Consider the following 16,301-nt stretch of genomic DNA (forward strand, 5'->3'; position numbering starts at 1 on the left):
GCGGCGGGGCAGCCCCGCCCGGATGCGACGACGGAGCGGCCCGGCAGCGATGCCGGGCCGCTCTGCGTTTGGGGGCGGTGGGTTGCAAACCCACCCTACGGGGCCCCTACGCCCGCAACTCCGGGACGATCTCCCGCCGCAGCGCTGCCCAGGCCGGCAGAAGCGCCAGCACCGCCGTCAGGCTCACGAAGCCTGCCGCCATGTGCACCTCCGGCCAGCCGAGGCTGGCGCGCACGAGGATGTCCGTCCGCGCCGTCACCACTGCCGAGAGTGCCGCCGCCGAGCCGAGGCCCAGCGCGAGGCCGAGCGCCGTGCCCAGCACGACCAGCCCCACGGCGTAGCTCCACACCACGGCCGCCACGAAGCGGCCCGGCGCGCCCAGCGCCCGCAGGAGCGCCAGCGCCCGGGCGAAGAGCCGCACGAGGATGGCCAGCGCCAGCAGGACGGCCAGCGTCACCAGCACCTGCGCCGCCACGGCCATGACGCTCATCGCCGCGCGCACGTCGCCCAGCCGGGCCTGCAGCTGCGCCAGCACGGCGCCCGGGAAGAAGGCCATGGTCTCCTCCGTCCCGTAACGGGAAAGAAGCTGGTAGGTGGCGCCCAGCCCCTCGCCGCGCAGGAGCACCGCAGGCGTGCCGGGGAAGTAGGCGGCGTCGAAGGGCGGGCCGAGCTGGTCGCCCGCCTCCGGCGCGTGGCCATTGGCGAGGCCGTGCACCTCCCAGATCGCTTCCACCGGCACGAGCACCGCCCGGTCCCAGGGGGAGCCAGTGCGGGCCATGCGGCCGACGACCTGAAATTCGTGGCCCGCGTGGGCATGGGCATCCGCCGCGTCGCCGACGCCGTGGGCCGGCGCGATCTCGTCGCCGGGGGCGAAGCCGGCCAGTGCGCCGACCACCGCCTCGTCATGCGCCGCGAAGAGCCGCCCCTCCGCCAGCTCGGGGGAGAGGTGGGCGGCGAAACCCGCCGTCGTGCCCACCACCGGCGCCGCGCCGACGCTGTCGCCGAAGGCCAGCGGCGCGGCGAGGGCGACGGCGGGGTCGGCCGCGATGCGGGCGTAGGTCTCGCCGGAGAGCAGCGGCATGTCCGCCGGCTGCAGGTAGACGGCCGCCAGCATCGCCGTCAGCTCGCTGCCGGGCGCGGCGATGATGAGGTCGAACGGGTCGGCGGCGCGGGCGGTGCCGGCGCGCAGGCCCCGCTCCGACGCCAGAAGCCCGGCGCCGATGGCGATGGCGCAGGCGATGAGCGCAACGAAGGCGACATTGGCGAAGAGGAACCGCCGCCCCATGTCACGGATCATCGCCCCGGGCGCGAAGCCGCGCAGCAGCGCCGCCGCGATGACCAGCGCCGGGAGGAGGAGGAGCAGGGCCGCGAGGAGGTCCTGCGCGGCCGGCGGCAGGGTGAACCAGAGGTCACGCATCGGCCAGGCCCCCGGCGGGCGCGCCGTCTCGGATCTCCAGCCGGCGGCCGAGGCGCGCCACCAGCGCCGCGTCATGGGTGACGGCCACTAGCGTCCGCGTGCCGGCGAGGCCGGCCAGATCGGCGATCAGCCGGTCGGCGCTGGCCCGGTCGAGGCTGGCCGTCGGCTCGTCGGCGAGGAGGATCGGCGGGTCCGCCGCCAGCGCCCGGGCGATGGAGACGCGCTGCCGCTCACCGCCGGAGAGGGAGAGCGCCCGCTGCGCCAGCTTGTCGCCGAGGCCGAGCCGCTCCAGCCAGTGCGCCGCGCCGTCGCGCAGGGCGGCACGCTCGGCCCGGGGGGCGTAGGCGGCGCCGAGGGCGGCGTTGTCGAGCGCCGACATCTCGTCGAAGAGCTGATGGTCCTGGAAGATGATGCCGAGCTGCCGCCGCCGCCAGTCGGCCCGGGCGGCGCCGCGCAGGGCGGTGATCTCCTCGCCGCCCCAGTCGATCCGCCCGCCGCTGGCGGGGATCAGCCCGGCGAGGGCGAAGAGCAGCGTCGACTTGCCGGCCCCCGACGGGCCGGTGACGGCGAGGGTGGCGCCGGGGGAGAGATCGAGCGCCGGCAGGCTCACCAGCCGCCGCCCGCCCGCCTCGACCGTGAGGCCGCGCACCGAGAGGGCGGCGCCGCCCGGCTCCGGGGCGCGCGCGGCCGGACGGGCAGCGGTGGGGGCGGCGGCGAGCATGGCAGCGGGCTCAGGCGCGGTCGAAGCTGGCATCGACGAGGCGCAGGCGGCTGACGAAGCCCGTCTCCTCGTCGCGCTCGGTGCCCAGCTCCAGCCGGCCGGTCGTGAGCAGCTTCACGCTGTAATAGACGACGTCGTAGATGCGCGAGGTGTAGACAGCGGCGATATCGTCCGGCCACTCCGCTTCCGTCTCGCAGAAGGGGCAGACGGTCATCGGCATCTTGGTGAGCACGAAGAAGGTGCTGTTCGCCTTCAGGGGCGGGGCCATGTAGCCCTCCAGCGTCACGCGCTGGCCCTCGAGCGATTGCGCGAGGTCGGAAAAGTCCATGCCGTTTGCGTACATGTCACGCAGCAACACGGCTTCGGCGGCGTTGGCCCGCAGGGGCAGGCCGGCGGCGAGGCCGGCAGCGGCGGAGTGGGTGAGGAAGGAACGGCGCTTCATCTTGTCTCTCCGTTTGCAGATCCGGGTGGGTGTCCTGCGGGGAAGGTAACGCAAAGGCGGGCCGCCTTGCAGGGCGGCCCGCCGATTGTCATCGAAACGTCACTCGGCGTTGAGCGCGTAGTTCATCACGTGGAAGAGCTCGTTCTGCTCCATCACGCCGTTGACGAGGTGCGACCAGGGGCCGATCGCGAAGGCCGCGACGTCTTCACCGGAGTGCGACTCGGAGCTGTTCGGGATCAGGGCCTGCTGGAGGTAATCGAGATCCGTCGCTTCCTCTTCCGTCAGCTCGGGGCGGGAGCCGACGAACTCGCCGCCTTCCTCGACCGGGGCTAGGATCGAGCCGGCGCCGTTGAGGTAGCCGGCAACGGTGTAGGGCTTGCCATCGGCGGCCAGCATCGGCTCGCCATTGGTCTCGATGCCCGCATCGTTCGTGTCCATGCACAGGCCGAGGATGTTGGAGCCGCGGCCGCAATAGCCGTTGAAGGCGATCGAGTGCTCGTGGTCGGCGGTGACGATGATCAGCGTGTTGGACGTGTCGACCATGTCGAGCGCGGTCTGCACGGCCTCGGCGAAAGCGACGCCGTCGGTCACGACGCGGGCGAGGTTGCCGGCGTGGTTGGCGTGGTCGACGCGGCCGGCCTCGATCTCGAGGTAAAAGCCCTCTTCGTTCTGGCTGAGCGTGTCGATGGCGAAGGCGGTCATCTCGGCGAGCGAGGGCTCGTCGGTGCGATCGGCTTCGTACTCCATGTGGCTGTCCTCGAAGAGGCCGAGGATCGGGCCGTTCTCGAGAGAGGGCGTCAGGCCTTCCAGCGTCTCGGCGTTCCAGGCGAACTGGCCGCCCATGCCGGTGACTTCCTCGACGATGTTGCGCCCGTCGGTACGCCGGCCGGCGTAGCCTTCGTCGCCGGTGACGTCCTCGGGGAAGAAGTAGCGGCCGCCGCCACCGAGGGCGAGGTCCACGAGGCCGCTTTCCAGCGCGTCGCCGAGCTGGGCGGCGATGTCACGCTGCTCGCAGCCTTCGGGCAGGTCGGCATTGCCTTCCCAGTTGCGGTTGGCGGTGCGCGAGTAGACGGCGGCCGGGGTGGCGTGCGTCAGGCGGGCGGTGGAGATGATGCCAACCTCCTTGCCCATGTCGCCGACGATCTCGGAGAGCAGCGTCAGGTTCGTCTCCAGCCCCGCGGCGCAGTCATCGACGGCGATTTCGGAGGGCAGGTTGATGACGGTGTTGCGCTGCTTGATGCCGGTGTTCATGGCGCCGGCGGTCGGCGCGGAATCCGGCGTCTGGCCGTTGACCGAGTAGGTCTTGACGAGCGCGGCGTTCGGGAAGGCCTCATAGGAGAGCACGTAATCGTCGCCGAGACCGCCCTCCTGCTGGCCGGCGAAGAGGCGCGTGGCATAGTTGGTGCCGACGCCGTTGCCGTCGGCCACGAAGAGGATGATGTTCTGGGCCTGGGCCGTGTTCACCTCGGCTTCGGCGCGGGCCATGACGGCTTCGGAGCCGGCGGTGAACCACTCGTTGTCGGCTTGGGCGATGTCCTGGGCGAAGGCCGGGGCGGCCAGCGCGACGAGGGCGACGCTCGCCTTGAGCGAAGTTTTCATGGGTAGTGCTCCCTGCGGGTTTGCTTCGTGCGGCGAGCGATAGGGGGGGCGCGACTCCGTTCCGTGACAGGGCGGTAAAGGTTTGATGACGGCCGCGGGTGACGATGCGGAAGGCCGAAAAGGCATCCGGTGCCGCCCCTGATGCGTATCTTTGGGGAAGCCACGCAGCTGTGACCGGGCCATGCTGGACGCATGGCGCGGCGGAACATAGAATGAACATCCCATGCCCATGACCCTGCAGGACAAGCTGGAAATTCTCTCCGACGCGGCGCGCTACGACGCTTCCTGCGCGTCGTCGTCGACGACGAGGCGCGACAGCTCCAAGGGCGGCATCGGCAGCACGACGGGCAGTGGCATCTGCCACGCCTATGCGCCGGACGGGCGGTGCATCTCGCTGCTGAAGATCCTGATGACGAACTTCTGCATCTACGACTGCGCCTATTGCGTGAACCGCGTCTCCTCCAACGTGCCCCGCGCCCGGTTCACGCCGGAAGAGGTCGTCACGCTGACGCTGGAGTTCTACCGCCGGAACTACATCGAGGGGCTGTTCCTCTCCTCCGGCATCATCCAGAGCCCGGACAAGACGATGTCCGACATGGTGCAGATCGCGCGGACGCTGCGCGAGCGCGAAGGCTTCAAGGGCTACATACACCTCAAGACCATCCCCGACGCCGCGCCGGAGCTGATCGAGGAGGCCGGGCGCCACGCCGACCGGCTGTCCATCAACGTCGAGATGCCGACGGACCAGTCCGTCCGCCAATACGCGCCCGAGAAGAAGCCGGAGACGATCCGCGGCGCAATGGGCGACGTTAAGCGCCATGAGCGGGCGGCGAAGGACCGCACGCACAAGGGGCGCAAGGCGCCGGCCTTCGCCCCCGCCGGCCAGTCCACGCAGATGATCATCGGCGCGGATGCGGCCAACGATGCGACGATCCTCGGCCAGTCCTCCCGCCTCTACGGCGACTACCGGCTGCGGCGGGTCTATTACTCCGCCTTCTCGCCGATCCCCGATTCCACCGCCAAGCTGCCCCTCATCAAGCCGCCGCTGATCCGCGAGCACCGGCTCTACCAGGCCGACTGGCTGATGCGCTTCTACGGCTTCGAGGTGGGGGAGATCACCGCCGCGCAGGCCGACGGCAACCTCGATCTGACGATCGACCCCAAGCTGGCATGGGCGCTCGCCAACCGTCACCGCTTCCCGGTCGACGTGCAGCGGGCGGAGAAGGAGCTGCTGCTCCGCGTGCCCGGCTTCGGCACCAAGAGCGTCGACCGCATCCTCACCACCCGCCGCCACCGGCGCCTGCGTTACGAGGATCTGCGGCGCATGGGCGCGAACCTGAAGAGCGCCAAGGCCTTCATCACGCTGACCGACTGGTCCCCCGGCGGGCTGACGGACGCGGCGAACCTGCGCGCCCGCTTCGCCCCGCCGGCGGAGCAGCTGTCGCTCTTCTAGGCCATGCACCGCGTCACCCTACCCGCCATCGGCACCGCCACCGCGTGGCGCGATGCCGCGCGCGGGCTGCTGGCAGCGGGCGTGCCGCCCGAGGCAGTGCTCTGGGCCGAGGAGGGCGCCGGCCAGAGCGATCTCTTCGCCGCCGACGCGCCGCCCCCGCCCGCCGGGGCGATCACCGTGCCGAAGAGCTTCGTGCCGCTGGCCCAGTCGGTCTGCTGGCATGCCGAGCCGGAGCGCTTCGCCCGGCTCTACGCCTTTCTCTGGCGGCTGCAGGGCAGCCCCCGCCTGATGGCCGACCGGGGGGACGAGAGCCTCGCCCAGCTCCGGCAGATGGAGAAGCAGGTGCGCCGCTGCGCCCACAAGATGACCGCCTTCGTGCGCTTCCGCGAGATCGAGGGGGGCGGCCCCCGCCGGCGCTTCGCCGCGTGGTTCGAGCCGACGCACCACACGCTGGAGCCGACGGCCCCCCATTTCGCCAAGCGCTTCGCCGACATGGACTGGGCGATCTTCACGCCCGCCCTCTCCGCCCATTTCGAGGGGGGAGAGCTCCGCTTCGCCGAGGGCGCCCCCCGGCCGGACCTGCCCGAGGATGCGGCCGATGCGCTCTGGGGCACCTACTTCCGCAACATCTTCAACCCGGCGCGGCTGAAGGTGAAGGCGATGACCTCGGAGATGCCGAAGAAATACTGGAAGAACCTCCCCGAGGCCCGCCACATCCCCGAGCTGATCGCCACGGCCGAGGCGAGGGCGGCAGAGATGGCGGCGAAGGCCCCCACCTTGCCCCCGGCCCGCGCCGCCCGCATCCTGCAGCGGCTGCACACGGAGGAGAAGGTGAGCTGGGAGGAGCTGGCCGCGAAGGCCGAGGAGGAGAACCGCCATGGCCGCGAGGGCTACGGCCGCTTCGTCATGGGCGAAGGCCCGCATGACGCCCGGCTCATCATCGTCGGCGAGCAGCCGGGCGACATGGAGGACGAGGCGGGCCGTCCCTTCGTCGGCCCCTCGGGGCAGCTCCTCGACAAGGCGGCGGAGGCGGCGGGGCTGAACCGGCGGGAGGCTTACGTCACCAATGCCGTCAAGCGGTTCAAGTTTGAGCGGCGCGGCAAGCGGCGCATCCACCAGTCGCCGGACCGCTCCGACATCGAGCATGCCCGCTGGTGGCTCTCCCGCGAGATCGAGCTGATCCGCCCCCGCCTGATCCTCGCCCTCGGCGGCACGGCGGCGGAGACTTTGACCGGCCAGCGCGCCGGCATCCTCAAGCGCCGCGGCCATGTGGAGGAGACGGAGTATGGCCCCGTCCTCCTCTCGCTCCACCCCTCCTACATCCTCCGCCAGCCCGATGCCGGCGCGCAGGCAGAGGCGCGCGCCGATCTGGAGGCCGATCTCGCCGAGGCCGCCCGCCGGATCGCCGCGTGACGCTCGTCGACCGCCTGCGCGCCCGGCCCCGCCCCCTGCGCATCGCCGTCGACGGGCGGAGCGGCAGCGGCAAGTCGACCTTCGCCAAGCTCCTCGCCAAGGATCTCGGCGCCACGCTGATCGAGGGGGATGACTTCTACATCGGCGGCACCGCGCTGCGGGACGAACCGCCCGAGGCGCTCGCCGCGTCTTGCATCGACTGGCGTCGCCAGCGGGACGTCCTCGACACCCTCACCGCCGGCCGCACCGGCCGCTTTCGACCCTTCGACTGGGCGGCCTTCGACGGCTCGTCAGGGCCGGAGACGCTGGTACCACCGGCGGAGATCATCATCCTCGAGGGGGTCTACTCGGCCCGGCACGAGCTCGCCGATCTCATCGACGCCGCCCTCCTCGTCACCACCGCGCCCGCCACCCGCGAGGCGCGCCTGCTGGCGCGGGAAGGCGAGATCACCGCGTGGGAGCGGCAGTGGCACCGGGCGGAGGAGTGGTACTTCGCCCACGCCGCCCCGCCGGAGCGCTTTGACCACATCATCGAGACCTGACGCGCCTCAAGTGCCGAGGTAGCGCGCGATCAGCAGGCCCGTGATCTCCTCCACCGTGGCGCGCGCGGCCGCGCGGTCCGCCTCCGCCACGTCCAGCAACCCGATCAGCGCCTCCGTGCCCGTGGTCGCCGTCAGCCCGCGCACCAGCGCCGCGGCGTCGGCGGCGCTCAGCCCGGCGCGATCCTCGCCCAGCGCCCGCTTGAACATCTCCACCCGCCGCGCCCCGCGCGTCGGCCCGCTGCCGGCCGCCCAGGCATCGAGCCAGCGGGCGAGGAAGTGGCGGAAGGCGGCCTCGTGCCCGGCCGCGAGGTCGAACATGTAGAGCGACACCGCCATCAGCCGCGCCCGCGGCCCCTCCGCCCCCGCCACGATCTGCTCGTAGGGCGCCACGGCGACATCGAGCCCCGCCTCCGCCGCCAGCACCGACGGGTCGGAGAAATAGCGGTAGGCCGTGGCGCGCGAGACGCCCGCCGCCTCCGCCACCGCCGGCACGCTCAGCGCCTGCCCGGCCGCCGCCAGCTCCCTCGCGGCGGCGAGGATCGCGTCGCGCGTTCGGCTCTTCTGGCCCTGCCTGCCCATTTCCACCTCATGAGACACTTGTCTCATAATGAGACCCGTGTATCATTTACCTGCAAGTTCATTTCCGACTCAAGGAGTTTCCCCCATGACGACTGCCCCCCGCCCGCGTCGGTACGAGACGCTGGGCATTCTTATGACCTTCCATGCCTTCCCCGACGAGGTGATGGGCAAGTTCTGCCTGATCGAGGCCGTGGTGCCTCCCGGCCTCGGCGCACCGCCCAACACCCATGCGGGCGAGACGGAGAGCTTCGTGGTGCTGGAGGGCGAGGTCGATTTCATGATCGAAGGCGAGGTGACCCGTGCCGGCGCCGGCGAGAGCGTCATCATCCCCGATGGCGCCGCCCATGCCTTCTCCGCCGTCGGCGAGAGCCCGGCGCGCCTGATGATCCTCAACGCCCCCGGCCAGATGCATGAGCGCTTCTTCACGGAGCTCGGCGTGCCGGTGACGGATGATCGGCAAGAGCCCGCCCCGATGGACGGCCCACCCGACGTCGCCCGAGTCGTGGCCGTGGCGCAGGAGGCCGGGATGACCATCCTCGTGCCCGCCGAGGCGTGAACGGGCCTGAACGGCCCCTCAAAACACAAAAGGCCGCCCCGGGGGGCGGCCTTCCGAACGGATCGACGATCGATCAGTTCTTGGCGTAGAATTCGACGACGAGGTTCGGCTCCATCACCACGGCGTAGGGCACGTCGGAGAGGCCGGGGGTGCGCACGAAGGTGGCGACCATCTTGTTGTGGTCGGCCTCGATGTAGTCGGGCACGTCGCGCTCGTTCAGGGAGACGGCTTCCAGAAGGGCGGCCATCTGCTTGGACTTCTCGCGAACCTCGATCACGTCCCCTTCCTTCACGCGGTAGGAGGGGATGTTCACGCGCACGCCGTTGACGGTCACGTGGCCGTGGTTGACGAACTGGCGGGCGGCGAAGACGGTCGCGACGAACTTGGCGCGGTAGACGACGGCGTCGAGGCGGCGCTCGAGCAGGCCGATGAGGTTCTCACCGGTGTCGCCCTTCACACGCTCTGCTTCGGCGTAGATGCGGCGGAACTGCTTTTCCGTCAGGTCGCCGTAGTAGCCCTTGAGCTTCTGCTTGGCGCGCAGCTGGGTGCCGAAATCCGACATCTTCTGCTTGCGACGCTGGCCGTGCTGGCCGGGGCCGTATTCGCGGCGGTTGACGGGGGATTTGGGGCGGCCCCAGATGTTCTCGCCCATGCGGCGGTCGATCTTGTACTTGGCAGACGTGCGTTTGGTCACGGCTGGTCTCCTTCGTTTTGTTGGCGCGCAGCTTGGTCCGAAAACCGGTAGCCACGTTTCGGGCTGCGCCTGGTCGAAGGGCGTTGTCCTCTCCCCGGATTTTGCCGGGTCGACAGGCTTGCCCTCGCGGGGGCCACCAACACCAATGAATGGCGGCTTCTAGGAAGGCCCGGGGCCGGAGTCAACGGCCTCCATCGGCCGCTCTCGCCCTTTTCGAAATACCTCCGGGGGGCCGAAGGCGGGGGCAGAGCCCCTCAGGTGTCGCCTTCCCGCGCCACCGTCCCGTCGTCGCGCAGCATCTGCCAGCGGGGCGGCGCCTGATGCAGCGTCAGACCGTCGTCGGGGTAGCGCACCGTGTCGATCTCCGCCTGGCTGCCGACGACGAGGTAGGTCAGCGGCGCGTCGGAGCGGTTGAGGACGTGGTGCGCGTTCTCCACGCCCGCCGGCCAGCAGCAGGCGTCCCCCGGCCGCAGGACATGCTCGCCATCATCCTCGACGACCACCGCCTCACCGGAGAGGAGGTAGAGGAACTCGTCCTCCTGCGCATGCCAGTGCCGCATGGCGGAGCGCTCCCCCGGACCGAGGGTGACGATGTTCACGCCGAGCTGCGCCAGCCCGCCGGCGTCGCCCAGCCGCACCTCCTGCCGGGTCGCCGAGCCCTCGACGCGCTGCGGCGCCACGCTGCCTGCCTTGAAGATCATGCCCGTCACCCCTGCCCTTTGCCCAAGCGTACCGCGCGCGCCGGACGGGCGAAAGGCGGGGCCGGACGCGCCTGCCCCTGTCAAGCTGCCGTGAAAGCGCTTCCCTTCCCACCCCTGCCGGGCAATGTGGGCGGATGGCCGAGGATGATCAGCGCGGCGAGCCGCAGCACAAGGAGGGCAGCCCCGCGCGCGCCCTGCTCCCCGCCGGGATCGGCGGCGTGGCGATCTGGGGCGCCTGGGCGCTGGGGGAGGCGCTGAGCTTCGACACCCTCTCCACCCACCGAGAGGCGCTGCTGGCCTACCGGGACGACCACTACCTCCTCACGGCGCTCGCCTTCATGGGCGCCTATGTCACCATCGTCGCCTTCTCGCTGCCCGGCGCCACCGTGGCGACGCTCACCGGCGGCTTCCTCTTCGGCGTCTTTCCCGGCGTGGTCTTCAACGTCCTCGCCGCGGGGACCGGCGCCTGCCTGATCTTCCTCGCCGCCCGCTGGGGCCTCGGCGGCCGGCTGGCGCGGCGGATGGAACAGGGGGAGAGGACGAAGAAGCTCAAGCAGGGGATCGACGCCAACATGTGGCCGGTGCTCTTCCTGATGCGGGTGATCCCGGTCGTGCCCTTCTTCGCGGCGAACCTGATTCCGGCTCTTCTCGCCGTGCCCCTCCCGGTCTTCGCGGTGACCACCTATCTGGGGATCATCCCCGGCGCGATCGTCTACACCTCCGTCGGAGCGGGGCTGGGCGAGGTGTTCGCCGCCGGAGGCCGGCCCGACCTGTCTCTCCTGCGCGAGCCGCGGGTCTTCCTGCCCTTCGTGGGCCTCGCGCTGCTCGCCTCCCTGCCGCTCTTTCGAAAGGCCTTCCTCTCAAGATGGACACGCTGACCTTCGACCTTTGCGTCATCGGCGCCGGCTCCGCCGGCCTCACCCTCGCCTCGGGCGCCGCGCAGACCGGCGTGCGCACCGTCCTCATCGAGGGGGGCGAGATGGGCGGCGACTGCCTGAACTACGGCTGCGTGCCCTCCAAGGCGCTGATCAAGGCGGCGGCGGAGCATCATGCCGGGGCCGATGTCTCCTACGAGACGGCGATGGGACGCATCGCCGATGCCATCGACGCCATCGCCCCGCATGACAGCCAGGAGCGCTTCGAGGGGCTGGGCGTGACCGTGCTGCGCGGCTGGGCGCGCTTCATCTCCCGCGAGGAGGTGGAGGTGGCGCTGCCCGAAGGCACGCGCCGCATCCGCGCGCGCCGCTTCGCCGTCGCCACCGGCTCCTCCCCCGCGGTGCCGCCCGTCGAGGGGCTGCGGGACGTGCCGTACCTGACCAACGAAAGCCTCTTCGCCCGCGAGCGGCTGGAGACGGCCAGCCTGCCCGGCCACCTCCTCGTGCTCGGCGGCGGACCCATCGGCATCGAGATGGCGCAGGCCCACCGCCGTCTCGGCAGCGAGGTTACGGTCCTGCAGGCCGGCAAGGCCCTCCCCCGGGAGGAGCCGGAGCTGCGCGCCGTCGTCCTCGCCGCCCTACGCGCCGAGGGCATCGACATCCGCGAGGACACGACAGCGACCCGCGTGCGGCAGGACGGCGAGGAGATCGTGGTGGAGACGGAGGCGGGCGAGGTTCGCGGCACCCACCTGCTCGTCGCCACGGGCCGCAAGCCGAACATGGACCGGCTGGATCTGGAGAAGGCGGGCGTCGAGGTCTCCAAGGCCGGTATCGTCGTCGATGACAGCCTGCGCTCCGTCACCCACCGCGGCCTCTTCGCCCTCGGCGACATGGCCGGGCGCGGCCAGTTCACCCACCTCGCCGGCTACCACGGCGGCGTTGCGCTGCGCCGCATCGCGTTCGGCCTGCCGTCGAAGGCCACCGCGCCCATCCCCCGCGCCACCTTCACCGCCCCCGAGCTCGCCCATGTCGGGCTGACGGAGGCGGAGGCGCGCGAGCGGCATGGCAGCCGCCTGACCGTGCTCACCCTGCCCTTCGAGCGCAACGACCGCGCTCAGGCGGAGCGGGCGACGGAGGGGCTGATCAAGGTGATGGTGGCCGGCGGGCGGCCCGTCGGCGCCGGCATCGTCGGCCCCGGAGCGGGGGACCAGATCGGCTACTGGCAGCTTGCCATCGGGCAGAAGATGAAACTTTCTGCCATGGCGGGAGCGGTCTTCCCCTACCCGACGCGGTCTGAAATTCACAAATCCGTGGCCGGGAGCTATTTTGGCCCCAAATTGTTCGAGAGTAATCTGGTAAAAAGGTCGGTGGGCGCCATCCAGCGCCTCCTGCCCTGATCGGGAGGGCCCATGCTCAAGACGCTGTCAGGCCGGTTCCTCGTCCTGACCGTCATCTTCGTCATGCTGGCGGAGGTGCTGATCTTCGTGCCCTCCGTCGCCCGCTTCCGGCAGGATTATCTCAACGAGCGGCTCGCCCGCGCGCAGATCGCCTCTCTGGCCCTGCTGGCGGACGACATGGTCTCGGCCGAGCTGGAATCGGAGCTGCTGGAGAATGCCGGTGTCTTCAACGTCGTCCTGCGGCGGGACGAGGTGCGCCAGCTCGCCCTCTCCTCGCCCATCCCGCAGCCGATCTCCGACACCTATGACATGCGCAACTCCGCCGCGCCGACGCTGATCGCCGATGCGCTGGGGGTGCTCTTCGACAACGAGAACCGCATCATCCGCGTCATGGGCAACCCGGTGCAGGAAGGGGGCCTGCTCATCGAGGTGACGCTGGAGACGGGGCCTCTCCGGGCGGCGATGTACGAATACGGCTTCCGCGTGCTCGTCCTCTCGGCCGTCATCTCCATCCTCACCGCGGCGCTGCTCTTCCTCGCCGTGCGCGCCCTGCTCCTGCGCCCCATCGCCGGGGTGATCCGCGCCATGCAGAGCTATGCCGCGGCCCCGGAAGATGCCCGCTCGCTCATCACCCCCACCGCCAGCGTCACCGAGCTGCGCGAGGCGGAGGAGGCGCTGCGCACCATGCAGACGCAGCTCACCGGGGCGCTGCGCCAGAAGGAGCGGCTGGCCCAGCTCGGCGGCGCCGTGGCGCGCGTCTCCCACGATCTGCGCAACATCCTGACCTCCGCCCAGCTCTTCGCCGACCGGATCGAGGGCTCCGACGATCCGCTGGTGAAGCGGCTGATGCCCAAGCTGCTGCGCTCCATTTCCCGCGCCATCTCCCTCGCCGAGACGACGCTCGCCTTCGGCCGGGCGGAGGAGCCGCCGCCGACACTGGCGCGCGTGCAGATCGCCGCGCTCATCGGCGATGTGATCGACAGCGAGCGGCTGGCGACGGGGGCGGACGACATCTCCTTCGGAGAGGACGTGCCGGCCGGGCTGATGGTGCGGGCGGATGGCGAGCAGATCCACCGCGTCCTCTCCAACCTCGTCCGCAACGCGAGGCAGGCGATTCTCGCCACCGGCAAGCCGGGGGAGATCTGCGTGCGGGCATGGGAGGATGACAACGCGTGGTGGATCTCCGTCTCCGACACCGGGCCGGGGCTGCCGCCGAAGGCGCGCGAGCACCTCTTCCAGCCTTTCCAGGGGGCCGTGACGAAGGGTGGCTCCGGCCTCGGCCTTGCCATCGCGGCGGAACTGGTGCGCGGCCATGGCGGCCGGCTGGACCTGCGGGATTCCGGCCCCGAGGGGACGGAGTTCGCCATCTGGCTGCCGAAGTCCGAGGCGGTGCTGCAGGCGGCGGAGTGACGGGAAAGGCCCTGGCGCTGGAGGAGATCGCCGAGGCCACCTCGCCGCCGAGCGAGGAGCGCCGGTCGGACGCGTTTCGCTTCATCCCGGGCGCCACGGCGGCGGAGCGGCCGGCCGAGCTGTTTGAGAATTTCGCCGCCCAGCTCTTCACGGAGAACCTGCCGATCCGCGCCCACCTGCTGCGCGACATCACCGTCAGCGGGCCGCACCTCTTCCTCTCCCGCGGCGAGGAGCTGCTGGCGGAGAGCGTCCACCCCCGCCACAGCGCCGGCGCCTGGGCGGAGATGGCGGGCGGGCCGGTGCGCACCCTCGGGGAGGAGCGGGTGTGGATCGTCGCCGGCAACGGCACCAGCAACAATTACTGGCACTGGCTGCGGCAGGCGCTGCCGGCGATCCTGCAGTCGCGCCGCTTCCTGCGCAGCGCCCTGCCCGGCCACCCCGCCGGCCTGCTGACGCCGCCGCTCGGCCCCTACCAGCGCGAGGCGCTCTCCCTCGCCGGCCTCGGCGCCCTGCCCCGGCTGGAGCTCGCCCCCGGCGAGCGCGTCACCGCGCCGCTGCTGGCCTATTCGGAGCATAACGGCGGCCGCGGCCTCTTCTCGCCAACGGAGGACCGCCTCGCCGTCCGCCGCCGCCTCCTCTCCGCTGTGCCACCCGGCCCGGAGCCGCCGCCGCTCTACGTCTCTCGCCGCGATGCCACGCGGCGGCCGATGGAGACGGAGGCGGAGCTGGAGGGGCTGCTTGCGGCGGAGGGGGTCCGGATCGTGACCGCCGGGGCGCTCGGCGTCGCCGGGCAGGTCGCCCTCTTCGCCCGCGCCCGGCTGATCATCGGCCTCCACGGCGCCGGGATGACCAACACCCTCTTCGCCCCCGCCGGGGCGCAGGTGCTGGAGATCGCGAACGCCTCCTATCTGAACGCCGGGCCCGCCACGGTGCGCCTCTCGCTGCCGACCCCGCTCTGGCTGGACATCTTCGACAGCCCCGGTGCCGGCGGGGCCGGCTGGCGGGCCGAGCCGGGGACCATTCTGGAGACGGTGCGGCGGCTGCGCAGAGAAGTCTGATTAGGCCCCTTGCATCACCCGCCCAGCCCCGCTACATGCCCCACACCCCGCGCGCTGGTAGCTCAGTTGGATAGAGTACTTGACTACGAATCAAGGGGTCGGGGGTTCGAATCCTCCCCAGCGCGCCACTTCCTCCCTATAAGATCCCAAGCAAAGCCGACGCTCCGGTCAGGTCTCTGATCGAGATCGCATTTGCCAAGCGGGACGCCAGACAGGGTTCACGTGATTGCCGCGAGCGGGTGCAGCCTGCCAGGACGCCTCGCCCCAGCCTCCCTCCGCACCCGAACATCAAATGCTTCCGGCCCGTTCGATGACGAGGATGCGGACAATCCCGACCGGGTGCGCAACATGCTCGTCGCCATTCGCCGCGTGGAACACATCGCCGACCTCGAGGCGGATGACCTCCTCGCGCCCGTCGATGCGGATGTGCATATCGACCGATCCGTCGAGGACGGCGAACACTTCCGGACCGTCGTTGATGTGCCATTCGTAGGGCTGATCGGTCCAGTGAAGGCGCACGGTCGCGTCGGAGATCCTCTCGATGTCGAGGGCCTTCCAGGCGCGAGTGCCGGTGAATTCCGTGGCTCGATAGGTCTGCATCGTCGGTCCTCCATGGCCGCTGGTCGTTCGGCCCCATTGCAGCAGTGACGAGGGAGACGCGGTACTTGCCGATCGACGTATCCTCCCCGCGGATCGCGGTTTATGGCTTGCGAAGGGCAAGCCTGCCCACGCGGAGAAAGAAGTCCATGAGCAAGGCCGACCTCGACCCGATGGCGCGGCGCCTCCTCGATCTGTTGCGCGCGGATGCGCGACGGACGGCGGCGTCGTTGGGGCGCGAGCTGAACTTGTCGCGCACGGCGGTCCAGGATCGGATTGCCCGGCTGGAGCGGGACGGGATCATCGGCGGCTATACGATCTGCGAGCCACCGGCGGATGCGGGGCATAGGGCCCTCGCCTCGATCACCATCGAGGTTCGCCCCTGCGATCCGGTCCTGCGCCGCATAAGCTCCGTCCCCGGCGTCGAGCGGGTGTTCTCGCTGGCGGGCGACGTGGATGCGATTGCGCTGGTTCGCGGGGTGGATGCCACCGCCATCAGCGAGCTGGCAGATCGTCTGAGCTCGATCGAGGGCGTCGGCTCCGTCACGCTCAGGACGATCCTGCGGGAGAGATGAGGGGCATCCAACGGCCCCGCTCCTGCCCCCTGACGCCGCCGAGTCACTCCGGCCGATGTCGCGCGCTGCCATCGCGCCGCTTTGGGGCAGGCCGCCCGAGGACTTAGGGGCACTGTGGCACAATCAACCAAATGTTGCCCTATTTCAGACACAAGGGCCTGTGCTCCGGCCTTGGTATAGGTAGGATTGCGCACGTTTCGACGTTGAGTGGGGGTACCGGCGTCTCTACCTCTTGCAGCCGTCGGCCTGACTTGGCCGGCCGCGACTTGCAG

General features: G+C 70.8%; 17 protein-coding genes and 1 tRNA gene. 10 read left to right on the top strand and 8 right to left on the bottom strand.

Annotated features, from left to right (window positions below):
* Nucleotides 1-106: 106 nt before the first annotated feature.
* The 4 genes from GY170_RS13780 to GY170_RS13795 form a co-directional block, all read right to left on the bottom strand.
* Entirely contained in the window at nt 107-1,417 is a 1,311-nt protein-coding gene (locus GY170_RS13780; protein WP_163894601.1) for an ABC transporter permease, read from the bottom strand.
* Complete coding sequence (locus GY170_RS13785; protein ID WP_163894604.1) at nt 1,410-2,138, bottom strand: ABC transporter ATP-binding protein; 729 nt, start codon at nt 2,136-2,138, stop codon at nt 1,410-1,412. Before GY170_RS13785 ends, GY170_RS13780 begins: the two co-directional genes overlap by 8 nt.
* A gap of 10 nt (nt 2,139-2,148) precedes the next feature.
* Nucleotides 2,149-2,580 (bottom strand): twin-arginine translocation signal domain-containing protein, encoded by a 432-nt coding sequence (locus GY170_RS13790; RefSeq protein ID WP_163894606.1) that lies wholly within the window; start codon nt 2,578-2,580, stop codon nt 2,149-2,151.
* Nucleotides 2,581-2,679: 99 nt separating this feature from the next.
* Nucleotides 2,680-4,179: an alkaline phosphatase gene (locus GY170_RS13795; protein ID WP_163894608.1), complete on the bottom strand. Its 1,500-nt coding sequence runs from the start codon at nt 4,177-4,179 to the stop codon at nt 2,680-2,682.
* A gap of 229 nt (nt 4,180-4,408) precedes the next feature.
* Here GY170_RS13795 and GY170_RS13800 point away from each other — a divergent pair, with 229 nt between their 5' ends.
* Genes GY170_RS13800 through GY170_RS13810 form a run of 3 tightly spaced genes read left to right on the top strand, consistent with a single transcriptional unit; the run spans nt 4,409 to nt 7,587 of the window.
* Nucleotides 4,409-5,632, top strand: coding sequence for a putative DNA modification/repair radical SAM protein (locus tag GY170_RS13800; protein ID WP_163895379.1), 1,224 nt, complete (start codon nt 4,409-4,411; stop codon nt 5,630-5,632).
* Nucleotides 5,633-5,635: 3 nt separating this feature from the next.
* A complete protein-coding gene (locus GY170_RS13805; RefSeq protein WP_163894610.1) occupies nt 5,636-7,045 on the top strand; it encodes a UdgX family uracil-DNA binding protein in 1,410 nt (469 codons plus the stop codon).
* Entirely contained in the window at nt 7,042-7,587 is a 546-nt protein-coding gene (locus GY170_RS13810; RefSeq protein ID WP_163894612.1) for a uridine kinase family protein, read from the top strand. The genes GY170_RS13805 and GY170_RS13810 overlap by 4 nt, the downstream gene beginning before the upstream one ends.
* 6 nt (nt 7,588-7,593) lie before the next feature.
* Here the strand turns inward: GY170_RS13810 and GY170_RS13815 are convergent, their stop codons facing one another.
* Entirely contained in the window at nt 7,594-8,193 is a 600-nt protein-coding gene (locus GY170_RS13815) for a TetR/AcrR family transcriptional regulator (RefSeq protein ID WP_167803320.1), read from the bottom strand.
* A 58-nt stretch (nt 8,194-8,251) separates the two neighbouring features.
* Here GY170_RS13815 and GY170_RS13820 point away from each other — a divergent pair, with 58 nt between their 5' ends.
* Complete coding sequence (locus GY170_RS13820) at nt 8,252-8,722, top strand: cupin domain-containing protein (protein ID WP_163894615.1); 471 nt, start codon at nt 8,252-8,254, stop codon at nt 8,720-8,722.
* Between the two features lie 73 nt (nt 8,723-8,795).
* On the opposite strand, the gene rpsD is transcribed toward GY170_RS13820, so the two are convergent.
* Together rpsD and GY170_RS13830 are read right to left on the bottom strand one after the other, a co-directional pair.
* The gene (gene rpsD, locus GY170_RS13825) at nt 8,796-9,416 is read right to left on the bottom strand and encodes a 30S ribosomal protein S4 (RefSeq protein ID WP_163894617.1); all 621 of its coding nucleotides are present in this window, start codon (nt 9,414-9,416) and stop codon (nt 8,796-8,798) included.
* Nucleotides 9,417-9,670: 254 nt separating this feature from the next.
* Nucleotides 9,671-10,117 (bottom strand): cupin domain-containing protein, encoded by a 447-nt coding sequence (locus GY170_RS13830; protein WP_163894619.1) that lies wholly within the window; start codon nt 10,115-10,117, stop codon nt 9,671-9,673.
* Nucleotides 10,118-10,251: 134 nt separating this feature from the next.
* On the opposite strand from GY170_RS13830, the gene GY170_RS13835 reads away from it, so the two are divergent.
* The 5 genes from GY170_RS13835 to GY170_RS13855 all read left to right on the top strand — a co-directional run bounded on the left by GY170_RS13835 (nt 10,252) and on the right by GY170_RS13855 (nt 14,985).
* A complete protein-coding gene (locus tag GY170_RS13835) occupies nt 10,252-10,995 on the top strand; it encodes a TVP38/TMEM64 family protein (protein WP_163894621.1) in 744 nt (247 codons plus the stop codon).
* A complete protein-coding gene (locus GY170_RS13840) occupies nt 10,983-12,389 on the top strand; it encodes a dihydrolipoyl dehydrogenase family protein (RefSeq protein WP_163894623.1) in 1,407 nt (468 codons plus the stop codon). The genes GY170_RS13835 and GY170_RS13840 overlap by 13 nt, the downstream gene beginning before the upstream one ends.
* 12 nt (nt 12,390-12,401) lie before the next feature.
* On the top strand, nt 12,402-13,799 hold the full coding sequence (locus GY170_RS13845; protein WP_163894625.1) for a sensor histidine kinase: 1,398 nt from the start codon (nt 12,402-12,404) through the stop codon (nt 13,797-13,799).
* The gene (locus tag GY170_RS13850; RefSeq protein WP_163894627.1) at nt 13,796-14,857 is read left to right on the top strand and encodes a glycosyltransferase family 61 protein; all 1,062 of its coding nucleotides are present in this window, start codon (nt 13,796-13,798) and stop codon (nt 14,855-14,857) included. Before GY170_RS13845 ends, GY170_RS13850 begins: the two co-directional genes overlap by 4 nt.
* 51 nt (nt 14,858-14,908) lie before the next feature.
* Nucleotides 14,909-14,985: transfer RNA gene (locus GY170_RS13855), tRNA-Arg, on the top strand.
* Nucleotides 14,986-15,145: 160 nt separating this feature from the next.
* Here the strand turns inward: GY170_RS13855 and GY170_RS13860 are convergent.
* Nucleotides 15,146-15,457 carry a cupin domain-containing protein gene (locus GY170_RS13860; RefSeq protein ID WP_163894629.1) on the bottom strand — a complete coding sequence of 104 codons (312 nt, stop codon included), beginning with the start codon at nt 15,455-15,457 and terminating at the stop codon, nt 15,146-15,148.
* Nucleotides 15,458-15,603: 146 nt separating this feature from the next.
* Between GY170_RS13860 and GY170_RS13865 the strand changes: the two genes are divergently transcribed.
* Nucleotides 15,604-16,029 (top strand): Lrp/AsnC family transcriptional regulator, encoded by a 426-nt coding sequence (locus GY170_RS13865; protein ID WP_163894631.1) that lies wholly within the window; start codon nt 15,604-15,606, stop codon nt 16,027-16,029.
* Nucleotides 16,030-16,301 lie beyond the last annotated feature (272 nt).

This window comes from Pseudoroseicyclus tamaricis (assembly GCF_012070395.1).
Lineage (GTDB): Bacteria > Pseudomonadota > Alphaproteobacteria > Rhodobacterales > Rhodobacteraceae > Pseudoroseicyclus_A > Pseudoroseicyclus_A tamaricis.

What these genes read in the sequence shown, in the direction of transcription:
- GY170_RS13835 (WP_163894621.1), top strand. Translation starts at nt 10,252, where the DNA reads ATGGCCGAGGATGATCAGCGCGGCGAGCCGCAGCACAAGGAGGGCAGC.
- GY170_RS13830 (WP_163894619.1), bottom strand. Translation starts at nt 10,117, where the DNA reads ATGATCTTCAAGGCAGGCAGCGTGGCGCCGCAGCGCGTCGAGGGCTCG.
- GY170_RS13865 (WP_163894631.1), top strand. Translation starts at nt 15,604, where the DNA reads ATGAGCAAGGCCGACCTCGACCCGATGGCGCGGCGCCTCCTCGATCTG.
- GY170_RS13790 (WP_163894606.1), bottom strand. Translation starts at nt 2,580, where the DNA reads ATGAAGCGCCGTTCCTTCCTCACCCACTCCGCCGCTGCCGGCCTCGCC.
- GY170_RS13820 (WP_163894615.1), top strand. Translation starts at nt 8,252, where the DNA reads ATGACGACTGCCCCCCGCCCGCGTCGGTACGAGACGCTGGGCATTCTT.
- GY170_RS13815 (WP_167803320.1), bottom strand. Translation starts at nt 8,193, where the DNA reads ATGAGACAAGTGTCTCATGAGGTGGAAATGGGCAGGCAGGGCCAGAAG.
- GY170_RS13800 (WP_163895379.1), top strand. Translation starts at nt 4,409, where the DNA reads ATGACCCTGCAGGACAAGCTGGAAATTCTCTCCGACGCGGCGCGCTAC.
- GY170_RS13795 (WP_163894608.1), bottom strand. Translation starts at nt 4,179, where the DNA reads ATGAAAACTTCGCTCAAGGCGAGCGTCGCCCTCGTCGCGCTGGCCGCC.
- GY170_RS13805 (WP_163894610.1), top strand. Translation starts at nt 5,636, where the DNA reads ATGCACCGCGTCACCCTACCCGCCATCGGCACCGCCACCGCGTGGCGC.
- GY170_RS13845 (WP_163894625.1), top strand. Translation starts at nt 12,402, where the DNA reads ATGCTCAAGACGCTGTCAGGCCGGTTCCTCGTCCTGACCGTCATCTTC.
- GY170_RS13785 (WP_163894604.1), bottom strand. Translation starts at nt 2,138, where the DNA reads ATGCTCGCCGCCGCCCCCACCGCTGCCCGTCCGGCCGCGCGCGCCCCG.
- GY170_RS13840 (WP_163894623.1), top strand. Translation starts at nt 10,983, where the DNA reads ATGGACACGCTGACCTTCGACCTTTGCGTCATCGGCGCCGGCTCCGCC.
- GY170_RS13860 (WP_163894629.1), bottom strand. Translation starts at nt 15,457, where the DNA reads ATGCAGACCTATCGAGCCACGGAATTCACCGGCACTCGCGCCTGGAAG.
- GY170_RS13780 (WP_163894601.1), bottom strand. Translation starts at nt 1,417, where the DNA reads ATGCGTGACCTCTGGTTCACCCTGCCGCCGGCCGCGCAGGACCTCCTC.